This is a genomic window from Pseudarthrobacter enclensis (genome assembly GCF_030811655.1).
In the GTDB taxonomy this organism is placed as follows: Bacteria; Actinomycetota; Actinomycetes; order Actinomycetales; family Micrococcaceae; genus Arthrobacter; species Arthrobacter enclensis_A.
The window spans coordinates 86,221-105,929 of the sequence record NZ_JAUSRE010000015.1; the positions used below are offsets into that span (position 1 = coordinate 86,221).

The 19,709-nt window shown below is 65.2% G+C and carries 16 protein-coding genes and 1 tRNA gene; 3 read left to right on the forward strand and 14 right to left on the reverse strand.

From position 1 onward, the window contains the following. Nucleotides 1–138: 138 nt before the first annotated feature. A complete protein-coding gene (locus J2X98_RS14670; RefSeq protein ID WP_307309477.1) occupies nucleotides 139–1,497 on the reverse strand; it encodes an acyltransferase family protein in 1,359 nt (452 codons plus the stop codon). A gap of 201 nt (nucleotides 1,498–1,698) precedes the next feature. Between J2X98_RS14670 and J2X98_RS14675 the strand changes: the two genes are divergently transcribed. Further along, nucleotides 1,699–1,788: transfer RNA gene (locus J2X98_RS14675), tRNA-Ser, on the forward strand. Between the two features lie 683 nt (nucleotides 1,789–2,471). Here the strand turns inward: J2X98_RS14675 and J2X98_RS14680 are convergent. After that, complete coding sequence (locus J2X98_RS14680) at nucleotides 2,472–2,897, reverse strand: GNAT family N-acetyltransferase (RefSeq protein WP_307309480.1); 426 nt, start codon at nucleotides 2,895–2,897, stop codon at nucleotides 2,472–2,474. Nucleotides 2,898–3,189: 292 nt separating this feature from the next. On the opposite strand from J2X98_RS14680, the gene J2X98_RS14685 reads away from it, so the two are divergent. After that, the gene (locus J2X98_RS14685) at nucleotides 3,190–3,810 is read left to right on the forward strand and encodes a Rho termination factor N-terminal domain-containing protein (protein ID WP_307309483.1); all 621 of its coding nucleotides are present in this window, start codon (nucleotides 3,190–3,192) and stop codon (nucleotides 3,808–3,810) included. A 79-nt stretch (nucleotides 3,811–3,889) separates the two neighbouring features. On the opposite strand, the gene J2X98_RS14690 is transcribed toward J2X98_RS14685, so the two are convergent. The 10 genes from J2X98_RS14690 to J2X98_RS14735 form a co-directional block, all read right to left on the reverse strand. Next, nucleotides 3,890–6,145, reverse strand: coding sequence for a gluconokinase, GntK/IdnK-type (locus J2X98_RS14690; RefSeq protein WP_307309536.1), 2,256 nt, complete (start codon nucleotides 6,143–6,145; stop codon nucleotides 3,890–3,892). A 78-nt stretch (nucleotides 6,146–6,223) separates the two neighbouring features. Further along, nucleotides 6,224–7,453 (reverse strand): D-mannonate dehydratase ManD, encoded by a 1,230-nt coding sequence (gene manD, locus J2X98_RS14695; protein WP_307309485.1) that lies wholly within the window; start codon nucleotides 7,451–7,453, stop codon nucleotides 6,224–6,226. A gap of 38 nt (nucleotides 7,454–7,491) precedes the next feature. Continuing rightward, on the reverse strand, nucleotides 7,492–8,913 hold the full coding sequence (locus J2X98_RS14700; RefSeq protein WP_307309489.1) for a mannitol dehydrogenase family protein: 1,422 nt from the start codon (nucleotides 8,911–8,913) through the stop codon (nucleotides 7,492–7,494). Continuing rightward, nucleotides 8,910–10,313 carry a glucuronate isomerase gene (gene uxaC / locus J2X98_RS14705; protein WP_307309492.1) on the reverse strand — a complete coding sequence of 468 codons (1,404 nt, stop codon included), beginning with the start codon at nucleotides 10,311–10,313 and terminating at the stop codon, nucleotides 8,910–8,912. Before uxaC ends, J2X98_RS14700 begins: the two co-directional genes overlap by 4 nt. A 3-nt stretch (nucleotides 10,314–10,316) precedes the next feature. Then, nucleotides 10,317–11,222, reverse strand: a complete 906-nt coding sequence (locus tag J2X98_RS14710) for a sugar phosphate isomerase/epimerase family protein (protein WP_307309495.1) — start codon at nucleotides 11,220–11,222, stop codon at nucleotides 10,317–10,319. 4 nt (nucleotides 11,223–11,226) lie between these two features. Continuing rightward, nucleotides 11,227–12,387 carry a Gfo/Idh/MocA family protein gene (locus tag J2X98_RS14715; RefSeq protein WP_307309497.1) on the reverse strand — a complete coding sequence of 387 codons (1,161 nt, stop codon included), beginning with the start codon at nucleotides 12,385–12,387 and terminating at the stop codon, nucleotides 11,227–11,229. Next, entirely contained in the window at nucleotides 12,384–13,232 is an 849-nt protein-coding gene (locus J2X98_RS14720) for a sugar phosphate isomerase/epimerase family protein (protein WP_141943796.1), read from the reverse strand. The genes J2X98_RS14715 and J2X98_RS14720 overlap by 4 nt, the downstream gene beginning before the upstream one ends. 2 nt (nucleotides 13,233–13,234) lie before the next feature. Beyond that, complete coding sequence (locus tag J2X98_RS14725) at nucleotides 13,235–14,158, reverse strand: carbohydrate ABC transporter permease (protein ID WP_141943798.1); 924 nt, start codon at nucleotides 14,156–14,158, stop codon at nucleotides 13,235–13,237. Further along, nucleotides 14,155–15,165, reverse strand: coding sequence for a carbohydrate ABC transporter permease (locus tag J2X98_RS14730; protein ID WP_141943800.1), 1,011 nt, complete (start codon nucleotides 15,163–15,165; stop codon nucleotides 14,155–14,157). The genes J2X98_RS14725 and J2X98_RS14730 overlap by 4 nt, the downstream gene beginning before the upstream one ends. A gap of 6 nt (nucleotides 15,166–15,171) precedes the next feature. Continuing rightward, nucleotides 15,172–16,533, reverse strand: coding sequence for an ABC transporter substrate-binding protein (locus J2X98_RS14735; protein WP_174237541.1), 1,362 nt, complete (start codon nucleotides 16,531–16,533; stop codon nucleotides 15,172–15,174). Nucleotides 16,534–16,753: 220 nt separating this feature from the next. On the opposite strand from J2X98_RS14735, the gene J2X98_RS14740 reads away from it, so the two are divergent. After that, on the forward strand, nucleotides 16,754–17,806 hold the full coding sequence (locus J2X98_RS14740; protein ID WP_141943802.1) for a LacI family DNA-binding transcriptional regulator: 1,053 nt from the start codon (nucleotides 16,754–16,756) through the stop codon (nucleotides 17,804–17,806). A 69-nt stretch (nucleotides 17,807–17,875) separates the two neighbouring features. Here J2X98_RS14740 and J2X98_RS14745 read toward each other — a convergent pair whose 3' ends face one another. Both J2X98_RS14745 and J2X98_RS14750 read right to left on the reverse strand, forming a co-directional pair. Further along, nucleotides 17,876–18,544: an alpha/beta hydrolase gene (locus tag J2X98_RS14745; RefSeq protein ID WP_307309505.1), complete on the reverse strand. Its 669-nt coding sequence runs from the start codon at nucleotides 18,542–18,544 to the stop codon at nucleotides 17,876–17,878. 47 nt (nucleotides 18,545–18,591) lie between these two features. Then, nucleotides 18,592–19,629 (reverse strand): LLM class flavin-dependent oxidoreductase, encoded by a 1,038-nt coding sequence (locus tag J2X98_RS14750; protein WP_307309507.1) that lies wholly within the window; start codon nucleotides 19,627–19,629, stop codon nucleotides 18,592–18,594. Nucleotides 19,630–19,709: the final 80 nt, after the last annotated feature.

Below are 19,709 nucleotides of genomic sequence, written 5' to 3' on the forward strand. Positions count from 1 at the left end.
ATGAATCTAGCCGGACGCGCATGGACGACGAAAGTCCGGCGGCGCGTGGCGGGGTTTTGGTGAGGCTGTAACCGTGGGTCCGCCGCCGTGGGCACGAGTGCGTCGGGGGCGGCGGCCGCCCCTCGGGCACACGTGTGCTTAGCGGGTCTCCTCGAGGAACTCCCGTGAATCAGCAGGCTTCGCGCCGGAAATCCCGACCGGGGACGACATGGAACCAGATCGTTCGAAGGACGCCACCTCTGCACTTGATATCCCGCCGGGCACCCCCGGGCCTCCCTTGGCGGGCCTCCCAGTAGGCTTCTTCAGCTTCATCGCCGGCCGCTCGACCAGGTAGTACGTAAGCGTGGACAACGGGAGAGCGATGGCGAGGACCAAAAGGCCGTTGAGCGGCATTGAACGGGCGTTGGATCCGAACAGCATGTCGTGGCTGATGAGCCAAAGAAGAATCGGCAGGTGCCATAAGTAGATGCTGTAGCTGATCAATCCAGTGAAACGGAACGGGAGCCACTCCAGGACCTTCGCGGCCCTGTTGGCATTGCCGTGGCGCGACGAGGGAAGGACGACGGCGAGAAGGATGAGCGCGGCCGCAATGCCTGACATATTGCTCAGGAGCGGGCGGAGCAGCGTGAAACCCGTCAACTCAACGAGGCCTGCCGCCAGAAGCAGCACGATCTTCGAACCAGTCGATACGCGGTGGACGTCGCGGTCATGGAGCTTCGCTACGACGACGGCAGCGATCATCCCGTATCCGAATAGGTCCGCTTGGCCCAGGACGCTGCGGAGGAGGACCGCTGTCCAGTTTTGCCCGAACGCGAAATCACCGGCGGCGGCCGGCGAAAGTCCGAGGGTCGCTTTGTACCCCCAGAGGGTCACGCCAACACCGAGGGCAATCATCCCAACCGGAAAACCAAAAAGCACCGCAGTCTTACTGGCACCTCGTCGGATCAACCGTGCTGACCATATGGCGATCAGGGCCAGGATGATATAGAAGCTCACCTCGGCCGTGAGCGACCATGAAACGGGAAGCCCGGTCATTACGAAGGAAGGGATCAGCATCTGCACCAGCGCGAGATTCGCCAGGATCTGCACCGGGTCCGTAATCCTGCCTATATTGTCCGGGCCCAGCCCGTGCGTGCTGCCCTTGATAAAGGCCGCGGCGAAGATGAGACCCGTGACAACGAAGATGACCACGTATGCCGGGTAGATGCGCAGCAGCCTGTTCCGGGCATACCGGCGGATGGACGGGAGCGCCTTGTCCTCCATGAGCGTGGTGACAAAAGGTCGAAAAAGCAGGAACCCCGACAGCACAAAGAAGAGCGTCAATCCTTGGTCCAACAGCGTGAGCAAGATACTGACGGGTCCGATCAGCACCTGGTAGGAAGCTCCAAGTCCCAGGTGATAGAGGAGGACTGAGATGGCCGCTATTCCCCTGAGCCCTTCAATGCCTGCGAGGCGGCGCCCCCAGGACGGGCGTACTTTGGTGATACTTTCCTGCATGCTGAAGCTCCCCGAAACGTCGCTTGGTCTCCGCCGGGCGTCCGCCAACCGACCGCACCAAATTCTAACGGACTTCGACGTATCCTCTGTCCTGTGCGGCGCCGGGTCGTAGGCCTTTCACGCGGTCGCCCACAACGCCCTCGCCCCCGGCGCAGCCACGTTTTGGGGATGGAGGCCTTGCTCCGGTACCCTATTCAGGTTGGTGACGTGTCCGAGCGGCCGAAGGTGCAACACTCGAAATGTTGTTTGGTGTAAAAGCCAACGTGGGTTCAAATCCCACCGTCACCGCCAAGTAGAAAGGCCCCGGTTCCCTTGTAGATCAAAGGAACCGGGGCCTTTTGCTGTACGGGGAGCGGCAATGATTGCGTGTTGTGGCAGGCGTAGCCACCATTGAAATGTGGGAGTGAAGGGCTGGCGTGGCCGGCTGGCCATTGCGCTGTCCCTAATGGTCTTTCCAGGTGGAACAGCAGGGTGCTCATACGAATACGACGAACCTGTCCGCGCGCCGGCTGCCCATCCCGCGCCGGCGGCGGAGTCCCCAGCGCCATCCATCGATCCCCTGGTCCTTGAACGGGAAGTCAGGAATTACCGTGAGCTGGACCGGCTGTTAAAGGCAGTGCCGGGCCCGGCCCTCCTTTTTGAGGAGGGGCCGCTGGACGGCCCGGTCAGGGGATTTGGCACCGTGGCGGAGGTACCGGCGGCGGGACGGTACACCGTCACGGCAGCTTGTGCCGGCGCCTCCGGCGCGACGGTGGCCGTTGGGCAGGAGCATCCCGGTGCACCTTTCCAACCCGCGGAGCTCACATTGGATTGCACGGCCGTGCCGTGGACAGGAGCAGTGGGCGGAGTACGCGTGACAGGGTAAGGCTGCCGGCCGGACAAAAGCCCCTGGCGACCCCCACGTGCGGCGGTTGGAAAAGGCGCTGCGCTGATTAGGGCCGCCCCGAATCAGGGCAGGCCGAACCATACTCCGGTTAGAGAATCCGCTGGTACAGGCGGTGGTCCTGCCACCTGCCGGCTATTCGGAGATAGCCAGCGGCTGTTCCGTAAGCTTCAAATCCGTTCTTTTCGAGGACCCTTTGGGAGGCAATGTTGTGCACCAAAGTCGCGGCTTCGAGGCGGTGCAGGCCGAGATCCTCTTTTGCGATGTTTACCGCAGCAGCCACGGCTGCCGTCATCACCCCCGCCCCCTCGATCCCGCGCGAAACCCAGTAGCCAATGTGGGCGTTTTGGAACGCTCCGCGAACGATCGAACTGAGGGGCAGCACGCCGACGATAGCTCCTTGGCCGGCCAGCACCATTGGAAGTGCTGTACCGGAATCGAATTCCGCCAGCCGCCTCCCGATCACCCGACGCTGCCCCTCCACGGTGTAGAACTCCTCCGCCCTACCGGCTCCCACGGGGCCAGCCGGGTCCGGTTTGCCTGGAATGCCGCAGTCAGAGGTTCCGCATCCGCCATACAGACGGGACGCAGCACGATACCCCCGGCAAGTTCACGAGAGAAGTCCATCGGCCCAACGCTACACAGGAGAAGCAGCGGTGGGACTGGAAGTCGAAGCGCTCCGCCCTCCATGCCTGCCGTCCGGCCCGCCACCCCGATGCTTGACGGCCGCGTCCGGTACGCGCTAAAAAGTAAGTAGCCTTATTATTTGTCGATACTGCAACAGCGTTCCGCAATAAGGAGGACATGCCGTGAGTGACAAGCCTGGTAACCAGACGCCCAACACCCCCGATGTAAGCGAAACCGACCTGCGCAACAAGAAGGTGGACGAACTCCGCCAGGAAGCCAGGGACGAACACATCTCCGGCGCTTCCGGCCTTCGCAAGGAAGAACTGGTGAAGGAAGTAGCCAAGGCCCGGCAGGATGACCACGATGGCGGCCGGGGCGGCAACAGCCGATCCGGCGGGGAAGACGCGGAGGACCTGGGAGCGGGGCCCGACGGCGGCAGGATCCGCCACGGGGATGACTCGTCAAAGTCGTTGAAGTACTCACAGGAAATCACCTCGCCCGACGAGGAGCCGGAACGTGAAGGCCGCAGCCTGGCCACCACACACCATGATGTCATCAAGCAGTGGGCGGAGGAACGCGGCGGTGTTCCGGCGACGGTTGACGGCACAGAACACGGAGACCACCTGGGCGTCCTGCGCATCGATTTCCGGGACAGGGACGCGAAGCTGCGCGAGGTCAGCTGGGAGGAATGGTTCAAGACGTTCGACGACCGCCGCCTCAACTTCATCTACCAGGAACAGCGGTCCGACGGATCCCAGTCCAACTTTTTCCGGCTGGAGAACCCGGACCGTGAAGATGCGTAAAGGGCCGCGCCTAACGCACCGGCCCTGACTTAACCTGCATGAAGGAGGCGCCCCGCTGTTGCGGGGGCGCCTCCTTCAGTTACAGACGGGTATCGAACGACCCGCAAAACACGTTGTCGTTGAATGTTCCGTGGAACCCGGATTTTCCCTGGATCTTCTCCACCGCCGCCCGGATGGCCTCGCGCGTCCCCGCGTGCGCGTGGATCGCCGTTTTGACCATCGGCACGTCGATCAGGTGGTTCGGCTGGTTCAGGGAGACGAACACCGTGGGCACCTCCGTCACGTACCACGGGATCTCGGCCGCCATGGGCGAAGACCACTTGATCCGGATGGCCGCCTCCTGGGCGAAACCCTTCACGTTGGCAAAGACAAACGCGGCATCGTACTTCTCGGCGTATTCGCCGGTGGCTTCCTCCGCCAGGACCCGCATGAAGTTCATCCCGGCCTCCCCCGACGCCTCGCGCTGCTCAGCGGTGCGGAACAGGTGCACCTGGAAGCCTGCGGCTTCCAGTTCCTCCTTCACCACCTCCAGGTACGCCAGCGGGTCCGCCCGGGTGAAGTCGGCGCCGCCCGAGATCCCGTACAGCCGGATCCGGGGGTGCGTCGCCGGAGTGATGGGCAGGTTGCCGGCCGTGTCCTTGACCAGCGTCACGGTCTTTTCCGCGATCTCTGCAGCCACCGCACGGTGCGCAGCAGATCCAATGACGTCAAGCGCTTCGGCGGGCGGCACCAGTTGGTCTGCAGCCTTCAAGTGCAGGCCCAGCGACGCCTTCAGCCCGAGGATCCGCCGCAGCGCGTCGTGGAGCCGCTGCTCGGTGATGATCCCGGACTTGTACCCGTCCAGCATGTACTGGAAGTCCTCGGCCGGGTTCCGGAAGAACAGGAACATGTCGCAGCCGGCTGCGATCGTGGCCGGTACCAGGTCCCTGCGTTTCTTCGCCTGGGTCAGGCCAACCATGAGCGAAGCGTCGGTGAGCACCAGCCCGTTGAACCCCAGTTCCCCGCGCAGCAGGTCCTGCAGCAGTTCCGGGGAAAGCGTGGCAGGCAGGATCTCGGCGTCGGACATGCGTGGCCGGAAATGCCGGGAAACCGCCGGTGCCCCGATGTGGCCCACCATGATGGACTGCACGCCGTGCGCAATCATTTCCCGGTACACGTGCCCGTACGTCCGGTCCCACTCCTCGTAAGTGAGGGTGTTGTAGGACGTCACCACGTGCTGGTCCCGTTCGTCCACGCCGTCACCGGGGAAATGTTTGATGGCACATGCCGTGGGTGATTCGCTGATCCCGTCGAAGTACTCCTTGGCCCGTTCCACCACGATCTCCGGTGTGTTGCCGAAGGACCGGGTGGAAATGACCGTGTTCCGCCAGTTGTAGTGGATGTCCACGATCGGTGCGAACGCCCAGTTGCAGCCCAGTGCCGCCGTCTCCACTCCCGCAACCCTGCCCATCTGCCGGGCAATGTTCTTGTCCGGGTGGGAACCTGCCTGCAGGTGCGTGCACACGAACGTGCCGTCGTCGCAGCTGCCCGCCCCGCCCATCTCCGGGTTGGAGGCAACCAGCAAGGGGACACGGGACTTGGACTGCGCATACCGGATGTGGTCCTGCACAGCAGCCGACGGCCCCGGGCGGTACCGCATGCCGCCCACATGGAAGTTCTCCAGCACGCCGTCGAGGTACTCCGGGGAGTAGTCGTTGTTGTGGTTGATGAACAGCTGCCCGATTTTCTCCTCGAGCGTCATGGCACCAAGGGTTCCCTCCACCCAGGCGATGGCGTCGGCGTCGAGATTGAACGGTGATGCGGCAAGGTCGACGTCGAACTGCCGTGTCCGGGTGTGGTGACCTTTGTTGAGGAAAGGTACGACGGCGCCAATTCCCTTGAGTGCCTCAGCCACCACCTCGGGAACGGGCGCGGCGATGTCCACCACCACTCCGCGTTCGTCCTCCTGCAGGGGCTGCAGCGTGGCGAGTTGGGAGTCGAGCAGGGCAGGGGGCATGAAGTGGCCCGACCTGCCGGCGATCCGCTGGGACAGGACCTCCCTGCTGCCGTTGAGGTGCAGGAAGATGGTGTCCGGCGCGTGTTCCCGGATGGCGTCGCGGTAGCTTCGCTTGAGGGCGGAGCACGCCAGGACCAGTCCGCCGTCACCGGCGGCGGCCAGTTCGCGGCCCACGATCGCCAGCCAGGGCCAGCGGTCCTCGTCCGTCAAAGGTGTGCCGGCTGCCATCTTGGCCACGTTGGCTACGGGGTGGAGGGAGTCGCCGTCAAGGAACGGGACGCCCAGTTCCCGGGCTACGAGGCCGCCCACTGTGGTCTTGCCGCAGCCCGAGACGCCCATGACCACCACACGGGGTCTGGCGGGGGCGGGATTATTGATGCTCACCGAAGTTGTCCTTCTTGCCTGTCGTGGCGGGTGTTACCAGTCGTGGACGGTGCCGTCGACGAGGCGGTTGTAGGGCAGGTAGGCCTGCTGATAGGGGTAAGCCTTGGCGGCTTCCTCGTTGAACTCAACCCCGATCCCGGGGTTGTCGCCCGGGTGCAGATACCCGTCCACGAACGTCATGGACTGCTCAAAGACCTCGTTCGTCCGGGCCGAATGCTGCATGTACTCCTGGATCCCGTAATTATGGATCGCCAACCCCACATGCAGCTGCGCCGCGAACCCCACCGGCGAAATATCCGTCGGCCCATGGAACCCGGACTTGATCTGGTACTGCGCAGCGAAATCCATCACCTTCTTCAACGGCGAAATCCCGCCAAAATGCGTCGACGCGGCCCGGACATAGTCGATCAGCTGTTCCTTGATCAGCGTCTGGTAATCCCACACGGTATTGAAGATCTCCCCGATCGCCAACGGCGTGGTGGTGTGCTGCCGCACCAGCCGCAAACCCTCCTGGTTCTCCGCCGGGGTGCAGTCCTCCAACCAGAACAAGTCATACGGCTCCAACGCCTTGCCCAGCTTCGCGGCCTGGATCGGCGTCATCCGGTGATGCCCGTCATGCAGCAACGGGATCTCCGGACCAAACTCATTCCGGACCGCCTCAAACACACCAGGCAGGTGCCGCAGGTACGCGCGGGTGTCCCAGTCCTCTTCCTGCGGGAACGCACCCCGCCCCGCCGGCTCGTAGTCATACCGCTCCCCCGACGCCTGCGCCTGCGCCGCCACACCGTAGACAGCCTTGATCCCGGGCACCGCCGTCTGGATCCGGATCGACTTATAGCCCAACTCCAAATGCTCGCGCACCGAATCAAACAACGACTCAATATCGGACCCCGACGCGTGCCCATACGCCCGCAACCCGTTCCGCGACGCACCACCGAGCAACTGATACACCGGCATTCCCGCCAGCTTGCCCTTGATATCCCACAACGCCATATCCACCGCAGCGATCGCCGCCATCGTCACCGGACCCCGCCGCCAATACGCACTCCGGTACAGGAACTGCCACGTATCCTCAATCCGGTGCGGATCCTTCCCGATCAGCAACTGCGCCACATGCTCCCGCAAATACGCCGCAACAGCCAACTCACGACCATTCAGCGTCGCATCACCAATACCCGTCGCCCCATCCTCGGTAGTAATCCGGAGCGTCACAAAGTTCCGGGACGGACTGGTCACAAACACATCGGCGGCAATGATCTTCATGGGGTTCAACTGTTCCTTCCGGAAGTAAAAAGCAGGGTCTAAAGAGGGGTGGAAGCGGCGGTTTTGGCTGTGAAGGTGCCGCACAGGCCGGAGACCATGTCCACAATGCCGGGGTCATCAGCTATGTCTGCGCTGACCAGGCGGAGCAGGGCCTGGACCCGTTCAATGCCCTCGAGTTCATTGGCCGCGCGGATCTCCGAAGCCAGCGGATCCTGGAACTCCCGGGTGGCACCCGCGTAGTCAATCCAGGCGGCAAGCATCAGGGCACTGCCGGCGCCGTTCCGGCCGCTTGCCCGTTCCGCCGCCAGGACGGGGACGGCGCGCATGCGTAGTTTGGTGGTCCCGTCGGCCGCGATCTGCGCCAACCGGTGGGCGATCCGGGCGTTGCCAAAGCGCTCCAGCAGCGCCTGCCGGTACGCAGGAATGTCCAGGCCTTCCGCATGCAGGTGGTGCGCGGCTTCGTCCCAGAAATCCTCCACAGCCTTCCGGCACACGGAATCACCGAGCGCCTCGGCGACGGTGCCGTGCCCGCGCAACTGCCCGGCATACGCCAGGATCGAATGCGAACCGTTCAACAGCCACAGCTTCCGGTTCTCGTACGGTTCGATGTCATCCACCACCACCGCGCCGGCGTCCTCCCACCGCGGCCGACCGGCAGGAAAGTCCCCGCTGAGCACCCAGTTCCGGAACGGTTCTGCCACCACCGGTGAGCTGTCACGGTAACCGCACTGCTCCGCTACCTCGGCGATGTCGGCGTCGGTGGTCCGCGGCGTAATCCGGTCCACAGAGGTGCTGACAAAGCTGGCATTCGCCTCGATCCACTCCGCCAGCCCTGTTCCCCACGCGGACGCCAGGCCCAGGATTGCCCGCCGCGCAACGTCCCCGTTGGCGGAAAGGTTGTCACAGCTGACGACGGCGAGTGGGCCGGCGCCGCTGTCGCGGCGCCTGGCGAGGGCCAGCACCAGGCGGCCCAGCGGTGTACCGGGCGCTGCTGCCGCCGCCCCTGTTTCCCCGGACGCCGCCGCCGACAGCGCACGGAGGTCGTCCGCCACACCCGGCGCCCCGGCGTCGAACGTTCCGTCCGCAGCCAGCCCATAGGCTGCCTCGGTGATCGTCAGCGTGACGATCGCCGTTTCCTTTGCGGCCAGCAGCTCACACAGGCGGCCCACATCGGCCCCGTCCGCCGCCTCCACGATGCTGCCGATGACTTCGAAGCTGTCGCCGCCGGCCGACCGCTCCACCAGGGTGTAGAGGCAGTCCTGGGCAGAGAGCGCTTCAGCGGCATCGGGGCGCCGCCCCGTGAACGCGGCGATCCCCCACTCAGCCGCGTCCCCCGCATGCTGGGTGTACCAGGCCTGGTGGGAGCGGTGGAACGCCCCCAGCCCGAGGTGCACGATCCGCACCGGAGCCTTGGGCAGCGGTTTGAGGTTGCGGTTGAGTACAGGCGGCGCGCCATTCATAGCTTGAACACCCGCCGTGGTGCGGCGTCGATGATGTCCACGATCAGGTCGTGCGCCCGTTCCTCGCTGATCCGGTGCTCGGCGACCAGCCGGGCCAGGAAGGACGCCTCGATCCGCCGGGCGGTGTCGTGGCGGGCCGGGATGGAGCAGAATGCCCGGGTGTCGTCAATGAAGCCCGAGGACCGCGAGAACCCTGCCGTCTCCGTGACCGCGGACCGGAAACGCAGCATGGCATCCGGCGCATCGAGGAACCACCACGGGGCGCCGAGGTACACCGAGGGGTAGAACCCGGCCAGCGGTGCCAATTCACGCGAGAACACGGTCTCGTCAAGGGTGAACAGGACCAGGTGGAAGTCCTTGGCCGTCCCGAAGTCCTGCAGGAGCGGCCGCACCGCCTCCGTGTAATTGACCGCCACCGGAATGTCATGGCCGGTGTCGGCGCCGAAGGCCTCGAACGTGGGCGCGTGGTGGTTGCGGAACGAGCCGGGATGGATGGTCATGACCAGGCCGTCCTCCACGGACATCCGGGCCATCTGGTAGATCATGTGGGCTTCAAAGGCGTCCCTGTCAGCAGCAGTCGCCTGTCCGGACCGGCCCCGCTCGAAAAGCCGCTCCGCCTCGCCGTCGTCCAGCTTCAGGGTGGCGGGCGTGAAGACTCCGTGGTCCGCGGACACCGCGCCGCGCTCCACGAAGTGGCGGCGCCGCGCCTCCAGCGCCCTGATGTAGCCCGCATAGCCGCTGGCGCCCTCCCCCGCAGAGCCGATCAGGCGTTCCACGTTGTCCTGCCACGCCGGGTGCGCCATGTTCAGGTACTGGTCCGGCCGGAAGGTGGGAAGCACTCTGGCTGCAAACGAGGGGTCTGCGTGCAGGGCGGCGTGGCTGTCCAGCGAGTCCAGGGGGTCGTCGGTGGTGGCGAGCACCTCGATGTTGAATTCCTTGAACAGCTCGCGCGGCCGGAACCCCGGCTCCGAAAGTTTGGCCTGCAGTGCGTCGTAGAGCCGGTCGGCGTTGTCCGCGGACGGTTCATCACCGATCCCGAAGACATGGGCGAACTCCTGCCGGATCCAATAGCCCGAGGCTGTTCCCTCAAAGTTGGGCCAGGCCTCGCAGAAACGGCGCCACACCTGCCGCGAATCCGCGGGCTGGGTTCCCAGCCCCAACTGGTCCATGGGCACACCGCCGGCGTGGATCAGCCGGGTGACGTAGTGGTCCGGGGTGACCAGGAGGGCGGCCGGGTCTGGGAACGGTGTGTTCTGTTCGATGACTGCCGCATCCACGTGGCCGTGCGGGGAGATAATCGGCAGCCCCTCCACCTTCTTGAAGAGGGACCGTGCAATCTCCCGGACACCGGGATCAGCCGGCAGCAGCCGGTCCGGATGGTCCGCTATTGGCTGGCTCATTGCTCAACGCCTCCCTGCCGCGACGGAGAGCCCTGCCAGGGCGGCCGCGGAGCGGAGGTAGTCAAGGTTGTCCGCAGTACGTTCGGCTAACGGGAGTTCGGTGGAGAAGTCCTCCACGGTGACCCACCCGTCATACCCGAAGGCTGCGAGCGCCTTGAAGTACTGAAGCACGCTGCCCTGGCCCGAACGGAGCGGAGCCCACTCGTTGCGGTAGACGGCGGCGCCGGACTCATCGGTGTCCCCGCTGTTGACCCAGACCGCGTTCTTGACGTGCACGTGGGCCAGGTAGTCGCCGAGGAGTTCGAAGGCGGGAAGGTAGTCCTCCTGTCCTTCAATGAGGAGATTGCCCAGGTCGTGGATGACTCCAACGTGCTGCGGGTCCAGCCCTTGGAGCAGCCGGAGCGCTGAGGACGCGGAAGCGGTGATGGTCCGGTGGTGCAGCTCCACCAGGGCCTTCACACCGTGGTGCGCAGCCCGCTCGGCGATCCACTCGAAATCGCGGCGGGCTGCGGCAAAGAGCTCCGGGTAGGGCGTGCCGCTGGCCGGCTCGTTGCCCCACGCCGCGGTGCCCAGTGGAAGGGTGGTCACCCGGACCTTTTCCGCGCCCAGCCGGGCAGTGGCGGCGAGCATGCGGTCCACGTCCGCGTGGTTGTCGCACCGTGCGTACCCTCCGATGCCGGAGAACTGCAGTCCGGCGCCGCCGGTGATTGCAGCGATGCGGTCCAGGTGGTCTTCCATTCCGGCCAGCGGGACAGTGGCCCTGTTGCCGGCCCAGAAGCCCGGTTCGGCGGCGTCGGCCTGGTCGGTGATGCGCCATTCGACGCCGTCCCAGCCCTGCTCTGCGAGGTGCTGGACCGCCTCTTCGGGTGTCCACTCGGGGGTTGATGCAGTGAATACTGAAAACTTCATGGCCTCAGGCGCTTTCTGCCGCGGTGCCGGTGCGGACTTCGAGGTCGTTGTACTTGCCCGCCAGGACATCGTCGAAAAGGACGGGCTGGCCGAGGGTGGCGGAGACGTAGACGGAACGCACGGCGGCGAGCGCGTTGACCGCGTCACTGACCGTGACACCGGGCTGCCGCCCCGCTGCGATGGCGGCCAGGATGTCCCGGTACTGCCGGACGTGCCCGGCAGGGTACGTGGTGGGGTCCGCGGCCTTGTAGTCCTCCTCCGGGTACTTGGCGAGTTCCTCATCCGCCTGGTTGCCCCCGCCCTGGAGGCCCATGTCCGCGGACTCGCCCCCGGCGTCCCTGCTGTGGAAGTACTGCAGCCGGTCGTTGTCCACGACGGCCGATCCTTCGGATCCCATGAGCTGGACGCGGACGGTCAGCCCGGGGTAGGCGGCGGTGGTGGCGTGCAGGACTGCCAGTCCGCCGTTTTCGAAGGTGACGGTGGCAACGGCGGTGTCTTCCACTTCGATGCGGTCGTGCGCCAGCCGGGCGGTGTGCGCGTGGATTTCCACTGGGCGTCCCATGAACCAGAGCAGCAGGTCCACCGTGTGGACGCCCTGGTTCATGAGGGCGCCGCCGCCGTCCATGGCCCAGGTGCCGCGCCAGTCGCCGGAGTCGTAATAGCCCCGGCTGCGCCACCAGGCCACGGACGCGATGGCCGACGTCAGCCGGCCGAAGCGGCCCTTGGCGACGGCGTCCGCGACAGCCACGCTGGACTGGTCGAACCGGTGCTGGCTGATGACCGAGGCCACGATTCCCTTGCCTGCCGCTTCCTTGGCCGCGGCTTCAATTTCCTGGGCCCGTGTCAGGTCCACATCGAGGGGCTTTTCGATCACTACGTGCTTGCCCGCGGCCAGGACTTCCAGGCCCTGCTGGATGTGGAGGCCGCTGGGAGTTGCCAGCGCCACGAGGTCGATGTCCTCCGCTGCGAAGGCGTCCGCCAGCGTGGTGAACTGCGGCGGCCGCTGGTTGCCCTGCTGCTCAATGAAGTCGGCGAGTGCTTCGGCCGCCGCCGGGATGGCGTCGACGAGGGCGACAATGCGCACCTCCGGGAATGACTGGAGGGCTACGGCGTGGGTGCGGCCAATGACGCCGCACCCGGTGATGGCTACGTTCAGGGTGCTCATGCGGTCTGGACTCCTGCTTCTGCGGTGACTTTTGCGAAGGCTCGTGCTGCAATGCCGAAGGCGGTGGGGCCGGAGAACCCGCCCAGGCCATGGGCACCGGCCAGGTGCGGTTCCAGGGAGGCGAAGCCCTGGTAGCCATCGGCCTTCAGCGCCTCGACGGTGCGGAGCACGTCCCCGTCCCCCTCACCGGCCGGAACAACGTGGGCGTTGGCGAAGAGGGCGTCCTTGACCTGCAGGTACTCCAGGTGCGGGCGGAGTTTCGCGTAGCCCTCATCGAAGGGTTTGACCCCCACCTGGACGAAGTTGGCGGCGTCCCAGGCCACCTTCAGGGCGGGAGAGTTGACGGTCTCGATGATGTCCAGGACCCGGTCCGGGACGTCCCCGAAGATGTCCTTTTCGTTTTCATGCAGGAGGATTACGCCGGCTTCCTCAGCGACATCGGCGAGCGCCCGCATTCGCTCCATGACGGCGTCGCGGATGCTCTCCACCGGCACGGACTCCCCGTAGTAGAAGGAGAAGATGCGGATGTACTTCGCGCCCAGGACCTTGGCGGCGTTGACCGCCCGGCGCAGCCGCTCCACTTCGTGTTCCACGGGGAGGCTGACGTCCACCTTCCCGATGGGGGATGCGATGGCCGAGACCTGCATGCCCTTTTCGTTCAGCAGGGTGGCCAGGGCCTGGAGCTGGTCGTCGTTGAGGTCCACGATGTTGGTGCCCCACGCGCTGCGGACCTCGATGTGGTTGGCGCCGAGCGCCTGCAGCACCGCGATCTGGACTGCGGGGTCGTCGTCGATCTCGTCGCCGAATCCTGACAGCTGCCACGTGACCTGGGTGGTCGAAACCATGGTTATTTAACTCCTCCGGCGGTCAGCCCGCCTACTAGGTAACGCTGGAAAATCAGGTAAAGAATGACCACTGGTGCGGCACATACCAGCGCCGCCGCCATCATCTGGCCGTAGTAGGGAATAGCGCCGCCTTCCTGGGAGGCGCCAAAGATCTGGAGTGCGACGGCGGCGGTCTGGCTTTCGGGGCGTGTCATCACCGAGGCAAAGAGCACGTCATTCCAGCCGAGCAGGAACGCGAAGATGCCGGAGACGACAATGCCGGGCCAGCTCAGCGGGAGGATGATCCGGAAAAGCACTCCCAGGTTGGACGCGCCGTCGATCCTTGCCGCCTCTTCCAGTTCCTTGGGAAGCCCGCGGAGGTAGGTGACCATCACCCAGGTGGAGAACGGCATGGCGAACGTCAGGTAGGTGACGAACAGCCCCCACTGGGTGCCGATCACCTGGATTCCCAGGTAGGTCGCCGCCGAGGAAAACAGGACGAAGACCGGCAGCACCATCAGGGTTCCCGGCACGGACTGCAGCGCCAGGAGGCCCCGCAGGATGCTCAGCCGCCCGCGGAAGGTGTAGCGGACCAGGACGAACGCGGTGGAGACGGACAGTGCAGCGGAGACCACTGCGGTCGCGCCGGCCACCAGGACACTGTTGGTCAGGCCGGTGGCAAGGCCGACGCTGGTCCAGATCTTCGAGTAGTTCTCGAACGTGACCGTGGACGGCCAGAACTCGCCGTTTGCCACCCCGATGTCCGAGTTCACCGAGGCCAGGAAGATGTACAGCACCGGAACCAGGACAAGTGCGCCCAGGAATACCAGGACGATAACCAACAGGGGTCCCGGGAGGAGCCGCAGCACCTCGTGCTGGCGGTGCGAACCCGGACGGTCCACCTGGACGGTGGCCGGACCCTGCCGTGTGGCTGTGGTGGTGCTCATTTCTTGCCTCCTGGTGTATCGGCGTCGTCAAGCTTGACGGCACGCAGGTAGACGAACAGCGGGATGGCGATGAGCACCAGGGAGATGAAGGCCATGGCGGCGCTCAGGCCAAACCGGAAGCTCTGGAAGCTCGTGACGTAGGTCAGGATGGGAAGGACTTCGACGTCGGACGGGGCCGGGACGCCGAACAGCACGAATGGGAGGGTGAAGTTGTTGATGTGGTGCAGCATCCCGATCAGGAAGGCCAGCGACAGCGGGCCCTTCAGGTAAGGGAAGACCACGTACCGCAACTTGTTCCACCACAGCGCCCCGTCCAGGGCGGAGGCCTCGTGCACCTCGTGGTCCACGGACTGCAGGCCGGACAGCGCCAGCAGGTAAATGAACGGCCAGGAGGCCCAGATCTGGACCAGGACCAGCGTCCAGAAGGTCTGCGGCCCATTGAGCCACAGGCCTACGTGGATGCCGACCGTTGCCAGAGCCTCGTCCACGATTCCGCCGGGCTGGAGCATGGTCCGCCAGACCGTTGCCACCACAAAGGACGGAAGCACATAGGGGATAAGGAAGATGGAGCGTATTACTGCCCTGCCCTTGAACGCGTTCTGCGTGGCCACCGCGGCGGCGACGCCCAGGGGCAGCGTCACCACCATGGCCAGCAGCGAGTAGCTGACGCTGAGCCAGACGGCGTGGAGCAGGGGCGAGTCCGTGACTGCTTCCACGAAGTTCTCAGCGCCGATGAGCGGTGCGCTGATCCATTTCCGCAGGGTGTACTGGTCCAGGTTGAGGACGGACATGTAGATGCCCAGCAGCAGCGGGACCACGATGATGATGATCATCAGGGCTCCGCCCGGGATCAACATCCAGAGCGGGCGGTTGCGTTCGCTCAGGCCCTTGCGGCGCGGACCGCCCTTGTGCCCGGGCTGCTGCCCGGCGTCGTCGGTATTCCGGGGCGCCCGGCTTGCGGCGGTATCCGCCGCAAGCCGGACTTCATGGGAGGCGTCGGTTGACATCAGAACCTATCCTTTGGAGGCCCGGTCCAGGGAAGCCTGGCCCTTGTTCTGGGCGTCCTTGATCCTTTGGTCGAGGGCGGACTCGTCCACCTTGCCGGCGGCCAGGTCCGGAATGGACTGCACCGTGACGTTGAGCAGGCCCAGCTGGATGTCGCCCCAGGCTCCGGTGAACGGCGTTGCCTTGGACTTGGCAGCGGCGTCTGCAACCGGCTTGAGCTTGGGATCGGTCAGGCTGGCGAGGGCCTCAGCGTTGGCAGGCAGGTCGCCGAAGATCTTCTGGTAGTTCAGCTGCTCGTCCTTGGAGGTGATGAGATTGATGTAGGCGAAGGCCAGGTCCTTCTGCTTCGAGTAGTCAGCCACCACCAGGTTGTCGCCCGAAAGGATGCTGGCGGCGGGCGCGTCGGACTTGGACTGCGTTTCACCCGGTGCGATGGTGGGCATCACGGTGTATTGGTACTTTCCGGCAACTGCCGACTTGTCCAGGGTGGGGATGGAGCTGGAGGTGGTCATCATCAGGTAACCCGCCTTGCCGCTGGCAAAGGCTGCCACGGCGTTGCTGTTGCTCCAGCCGACGGAAGCAGGGTCAACAACCTTGTCGTTGGTCAGCCAGCCGAAGTAGGTTTCGTAGGCCTTCTTGACGGTGGGATCGTCCATCTTCAGCTTGTTGCCATCGACCAGGGGGTTTCCGGCCTGGACGGACATGGCCCAGATGAACTTCCAGGGGTCGTAGTTGTCCTTGTAGCCGGTGGCGATGCCGTAGGTGTCCCCCTTGGTCATCTTCTTGGCCTGGGCTGCCAGTTCGTCCCAGCTGGTGGCGGGCTTGTCGATGCCGGCTGCGGCCAGCAGGTCCTTGTTATAGGCCATCACGAACGGACGGCTGACGAAGGGGATGCCGGCCATGTGGTCCTTGTCCGGCCCGGAAATTCCCAAGGCGGCCTGGTTGAAGCGGTCCTTGCCGCCTACTGCCTTCCAGTCGTCATCCGACAGGGTGACGAATGCTTTGGTGGCGTAGGCCGTGGGGGTGAAGGTGGTGCCGAGTCCGTAGATGTCGGGGCCCTGGCCTGATACCACCGAGGTCTGGATCCGGGTGAGCTCGTCATTGGCCGAGGCGAAGGTTTCGAATTTCACGTCGGCCCCGGTCTGGGCCTTGAACTTGGCGGCGATATCACTCTGCCACTGCTTCTGCTGCTCGGGGTACTGGGTCTGCACGCCGACCAGGACGTTGAGGGTCTTGCCCGTACCGTCAACTTTCCCATTCGCATTGGTTGAGCCTCCGCTGCTGCCGGAGCCTCCGGATCCACAACCGGTCAGGGCGAGCGCTGCAGCCGTGACAACTGCCGCGAGCCCAGTAGTCGATTTAAACCTCATTGTTTTTCTCCTCTAGGACACCCACATGGCCACATCCGTCCTGTGGCGGAAATCACTGCAGGCGACTCGAAAGTCAGTCTAGGAAGATGGCAACGAGAATGGCAAGCGGTTGCCAAAAATTGCCAAAAGTGCTCAGATTGAGTTCACCGGGCTCCGCAAACAGGTAGCCTTGGAAACCCCATTTGGCCGGTTCATCCCGGTCCGCGAGGAAGGCCCAGCGATGGCAGACCCAGCAACTGAGGCGTCAGCCCCGACCGGCCTTGGTACCGGCCTTCAGCGGGACCGCCCGCCCACCATCCGCGACGTTGCCGAGCTGGCAGGGGTAGCCACCTCTACTGTTTCGCGCGCCCTGGCACGGCCGGACAGGGTGAATCCCCGCACCCGCCTGCGGATCGAAGAAGCGGCAGCCGAACTCAACTACGTGCCCAGCTCACAGGCCCGCGGCCTCAGCTCGGGCCGGACCAATGCGGTGGCTGTCCTGGTGCCGGACATCACCAACCCGTTTTACTTCGACATCATCCGGGGCACGCAGCACCAACTCAAGGCAGCGGGCGTGACCCAGCTCCTGGTGGACACCGAGGAGTCCAGCGAGATGGAACTGGACGCGCTGCATAAAATGCGTAAATCCGCCGACGGCTTCATCCTCGCGGCGTCCCGCCTGACGGACGCGCAGCTTGCCGAAGTTTCGCAGTCACAGCCCCTGGTCACGTTCAACCGCGCTTCCACCAGCGCCCCGACGGTCATGATCGATACGCCGTCCGCCATCATCCAGGCCCTGGAGCACCTGGCCTCGCTGGGCCACCACAAGGTCTGCTACGTCGCAGGGCCGCCCACCTCCTGGTCCAACCAGATGCGGTGGAAAGTGTTCGAGGAGGACGCGACCAAACGCGGCATGGAGGTCCACCGCATTGGCCCCTACACCCCCAAGACGACGTCGGGCGCGGCCGCGGCGGACGCAGCCGTCAGGACGGGGGCAACGGCCTGCATCGTCTTCAATGACCTGCTGGCCATTGGCATGCTCCAGCGGCTCCAGGCGCGGGGCATCCGCGTGCCCGCGGACATGAGCATCATTGGCTCGGACGACATCTTCGGCGCGGACTTCTGCAACCCACCCCTGACCACCATCTCCAGCCCCATCGAGCAGGCAGGCAGGGTGGCCGTATCCATGCTGCTGGCCCAGCTCAATCCCCTTTCCGGAAGTGCCAGCCGGCAGCTGGCCGTGATGCCCACGCACCTGACCGTCCGGGAGTCAACTGGGCCGGCGCCACAGTAGTCCAATCAGAACCAGTTCATGAGGGCGGGCCGCCGCCAGGCGCTCGTCAGGGGATCGTGAGGAGCCGGGCTACTCCGTACCGGCTTGCTCTGCGACGAGGACTGAGGGGACCTGGGCCCGGTCGGTGATCCAGGTTCCAAGCTCGGCGACAGTTTCTGTGGTGAGTGCATGGCCGCCGGGGTCCTTGCGGGCATGGGCGTCAGCCCCGGAGGTACCCAGGATGTAGTCCCAGGTCCGGCCCAGCAGATCAGCCGGGATGACTGTGTCGGCGTCGCCGTGGGCCAGGAACACCGGAGCGCCGTCAAGGCGGCCGGGGGTTGTCGGAACACCGGCGTCGAACGGCAGGGTCCCGTACAGAATGGCCGTGCCGGCAAAACGTGCAGGATCAGCCAGCAGCAAACCTCCAGCGAACGCTGCACCGCCACTGAAGCCAACCAGAATCACCGGGCGCCCTGCCGGAGCCAGCGGATCAAGCCAGCCCCGGAACCATGCCATGGTTTGTTCCAAGGACCCGGCGACGGGCCGCCCGATCCCACGGTTCGCGAACCAGGCGAACCCGCCCCCTGCCGGGATCGGCGCCCGGACAGCAGCGTAGGAGGGGCCTGCGGGAAGGTGGCTGGCCAGCCCGATGATTCCCGATTCATCCGATCCGCGCCCGTGCAGCAGCACGATGAGTGGCTGGGCGGGGTCGTCGGCGCCTTGCCAGGCGACGGTGGGTTCAGCAAACGGAGCGTCCATGGGTTGTCCTCAATTGACGGGGTGGAAATGGAGTGTGGCGTGTTGCGTCAGGCAGGCGCGGGGGCCTGGATTTCGCGGTTGACCGCAGGGATGATTTCGGTGGCGAGGAGTTCAATGGACCGGGCCGTCTCGGCGAAGGGCAGGCCGCCCAGCCCGATCTGGGCCATGTACCTGCTGGTGCCCAACGCCTCCTGGATGTTCAGCAGTTTGTCCACCACCTGCTGCGGGCTTCCCACCAGGAGGCCGCCGCCTGGCTCGGACCAGTCATCAAAGGTGGAACGCGGAAAATGGTCCACGGGCCGGGGCATGTTTTGCTCGAAGTATGCCCGGTAGTAGGGGTAGAACGTATCGCGGGCCTGCTGGGACGTAGGCGCCACGTAAAAGTGGCCCCCGGCACCCACGGGCAGTGCCGCGGCGTCGTGGCCGGCCTCGGCAGCGGTGTGCCGGTACAGCTCCACCAGGCGGCGGAACCTCTCGGGCCCGGACAGCAAGGCAACGAACAGGGGCAGGCCAAGCCGTCCGGCACGGGCAAAGCTGGCCGGCGTGCCGCCCACACCCACCCAGATGGGCAGCTTCTCCTGCAGCGGCCGCGGCGCAATGTCCATGCCGGCGATGGTCTGGGTCAATGTCCCCTGCCAGTCCAGGCTGGCGTTGTCCCGCAGCTCCAGCAGCATCCGCAGCTTTTCGTCGAAGAGGGCGTCGTAGTCCGCGGTGTCATAGCCGAAGAGCGGGTAGGACTCGATGAAGGCGCCCCGGCCCGCGATGATCTCGGCGCGGCCGCCGGAGACGAGGTCCAGGGTGGCGAACTGCTCGAAAAGCCGAACCGGGTCATGGGTGGAGAGCACCGTGACGGCAGTACTCAAGCGGAGATGGGTGGTCTCCCGGGCAACCGCGGCCAGTACGATCTCCGGGGCGGAGAGGGCAAAGTCGCGGCGGTGGTGCTCCCCGAGGCCCAGGAATCTCATTCCCGCCTGGTCGGCCAGCCTGGCCAGTTCGATGATGTCGGCCAGCCGCTGCCGGGGCGAAAGTGCGTGGCCCGCTGCGTTGCGTGACAGCTCGCCGAAGGTAAAGATTCCGAAGTCCATGCTTTATTGAACCTTCAACTTTCGCGCGTTATTCCCCAATAAAGGCGGGCGTACGACGGCGGGACCCACCCGCCGTCGTA

Excerpts from the sequence above, each read along its gene's own strand:
- J2X98_RS14730 (WP_141943800.1), bottom strand. The coding sequence starts at position 15,165 with ATGTCAACCGACGCCTCCCATGAAGTCCGGCTTGCGGCGGATACCGCC.
- J2X98_RS14745 (WP_307309505.1), bottom strand. The coding sequence starts at position 18,544 with ATGGACGCTCCGTTTGCTGAACCCACCGTCGCCTGGCAAGGCGCCGAC.
- J2X98_RS14720 (WP_141943796.1), bottom strand. The coding sequence starts at position 13,232 with ATGGTTTCGACCACCCAGGTCACGTGGCAGCTGTCAGGATTCGGCGAC.
- J2X98_RS14700 (WP_307309489.1), bottom strand. The coding sequence starts at position 8,913 with ATGAATGGCGCGCCGCCTGTACTCAACCGCAACCTCAAACCGCTGCCC.
- J2X98_RS14740 (WP_141943802.1), top strand. The coding sequence starts at position 16,754 with ATGGCAGACCCAGCAACTGAGGCGTCAGCCCCGACCGGCCTTGGTACC.
- J2X98_RS14750 (WP_307309507.1), bottom strand. The coding sequence starts at position 19,629 with ATGGACTTCGGAATCTTTACCTTCGGCGAGCTGTCACGCAACGCAGCG.
- J2X98_RS14735 (WP_174237541.1), bottom strand. The coding sequence starts at position 16,533 with ATGAGGTTTAAATCGACTACTGGGCTCGCGGCAGTTGTCACGGCTGCA.
- J2X98_RS14715 (WP_307309497.1), bottom strand. The coding sequence starts at position 12,387 with ATGAGCACCCTGAACGTAGCCATCACCGGGTGCGGCGTCATTGGCCGC.
- J2X98_RS14670 (WP_307309477.1), bottom strand. The coding sequence starts at position 1,497 with ATGCAGGAAAGTATCACCAAAGTACGCCCGTCCTGGGGGCGCCGCCTC.
- manD (WP_307309485.1), bottom strand. The coding sequence starts at position 7,453 with ATGAAGATCATTGCCGCCGATGTGTTTGTGACCAGTCCGTCCCGGAAC.
- J2X98_RS14710 (WP_307309495.1), bottom strand. The coding sequence starts at position 11,222 with ATGAAGTTTTCAGTATTCACTGCATCAACCCCCGAGTGGACACCCGAA.
- J2X98_RS14690 (WP_307309536.1), bottom strand. The coding sequence starts at position 6,145 with ATGGGCGTCTCGGGCTGCGGCAAGACCACAGTGGGCGGCCTCGTAGCC.
- J2X98_RS14725 (WP_141943798.1), bottom strand. The coding sequence starts at position 14,158 with ATGAGCACCACCACAGCCACACGGCAGGGTCCGGCCACCGTCCAGGTG.
- uxaC (WP_307309492.1), bottom strand. The coding sequence starts at position 10,313 with ATGAGCCAGCCAATAGCGGACCATCCGGACCGGCTGCTGCCGGCTGAT.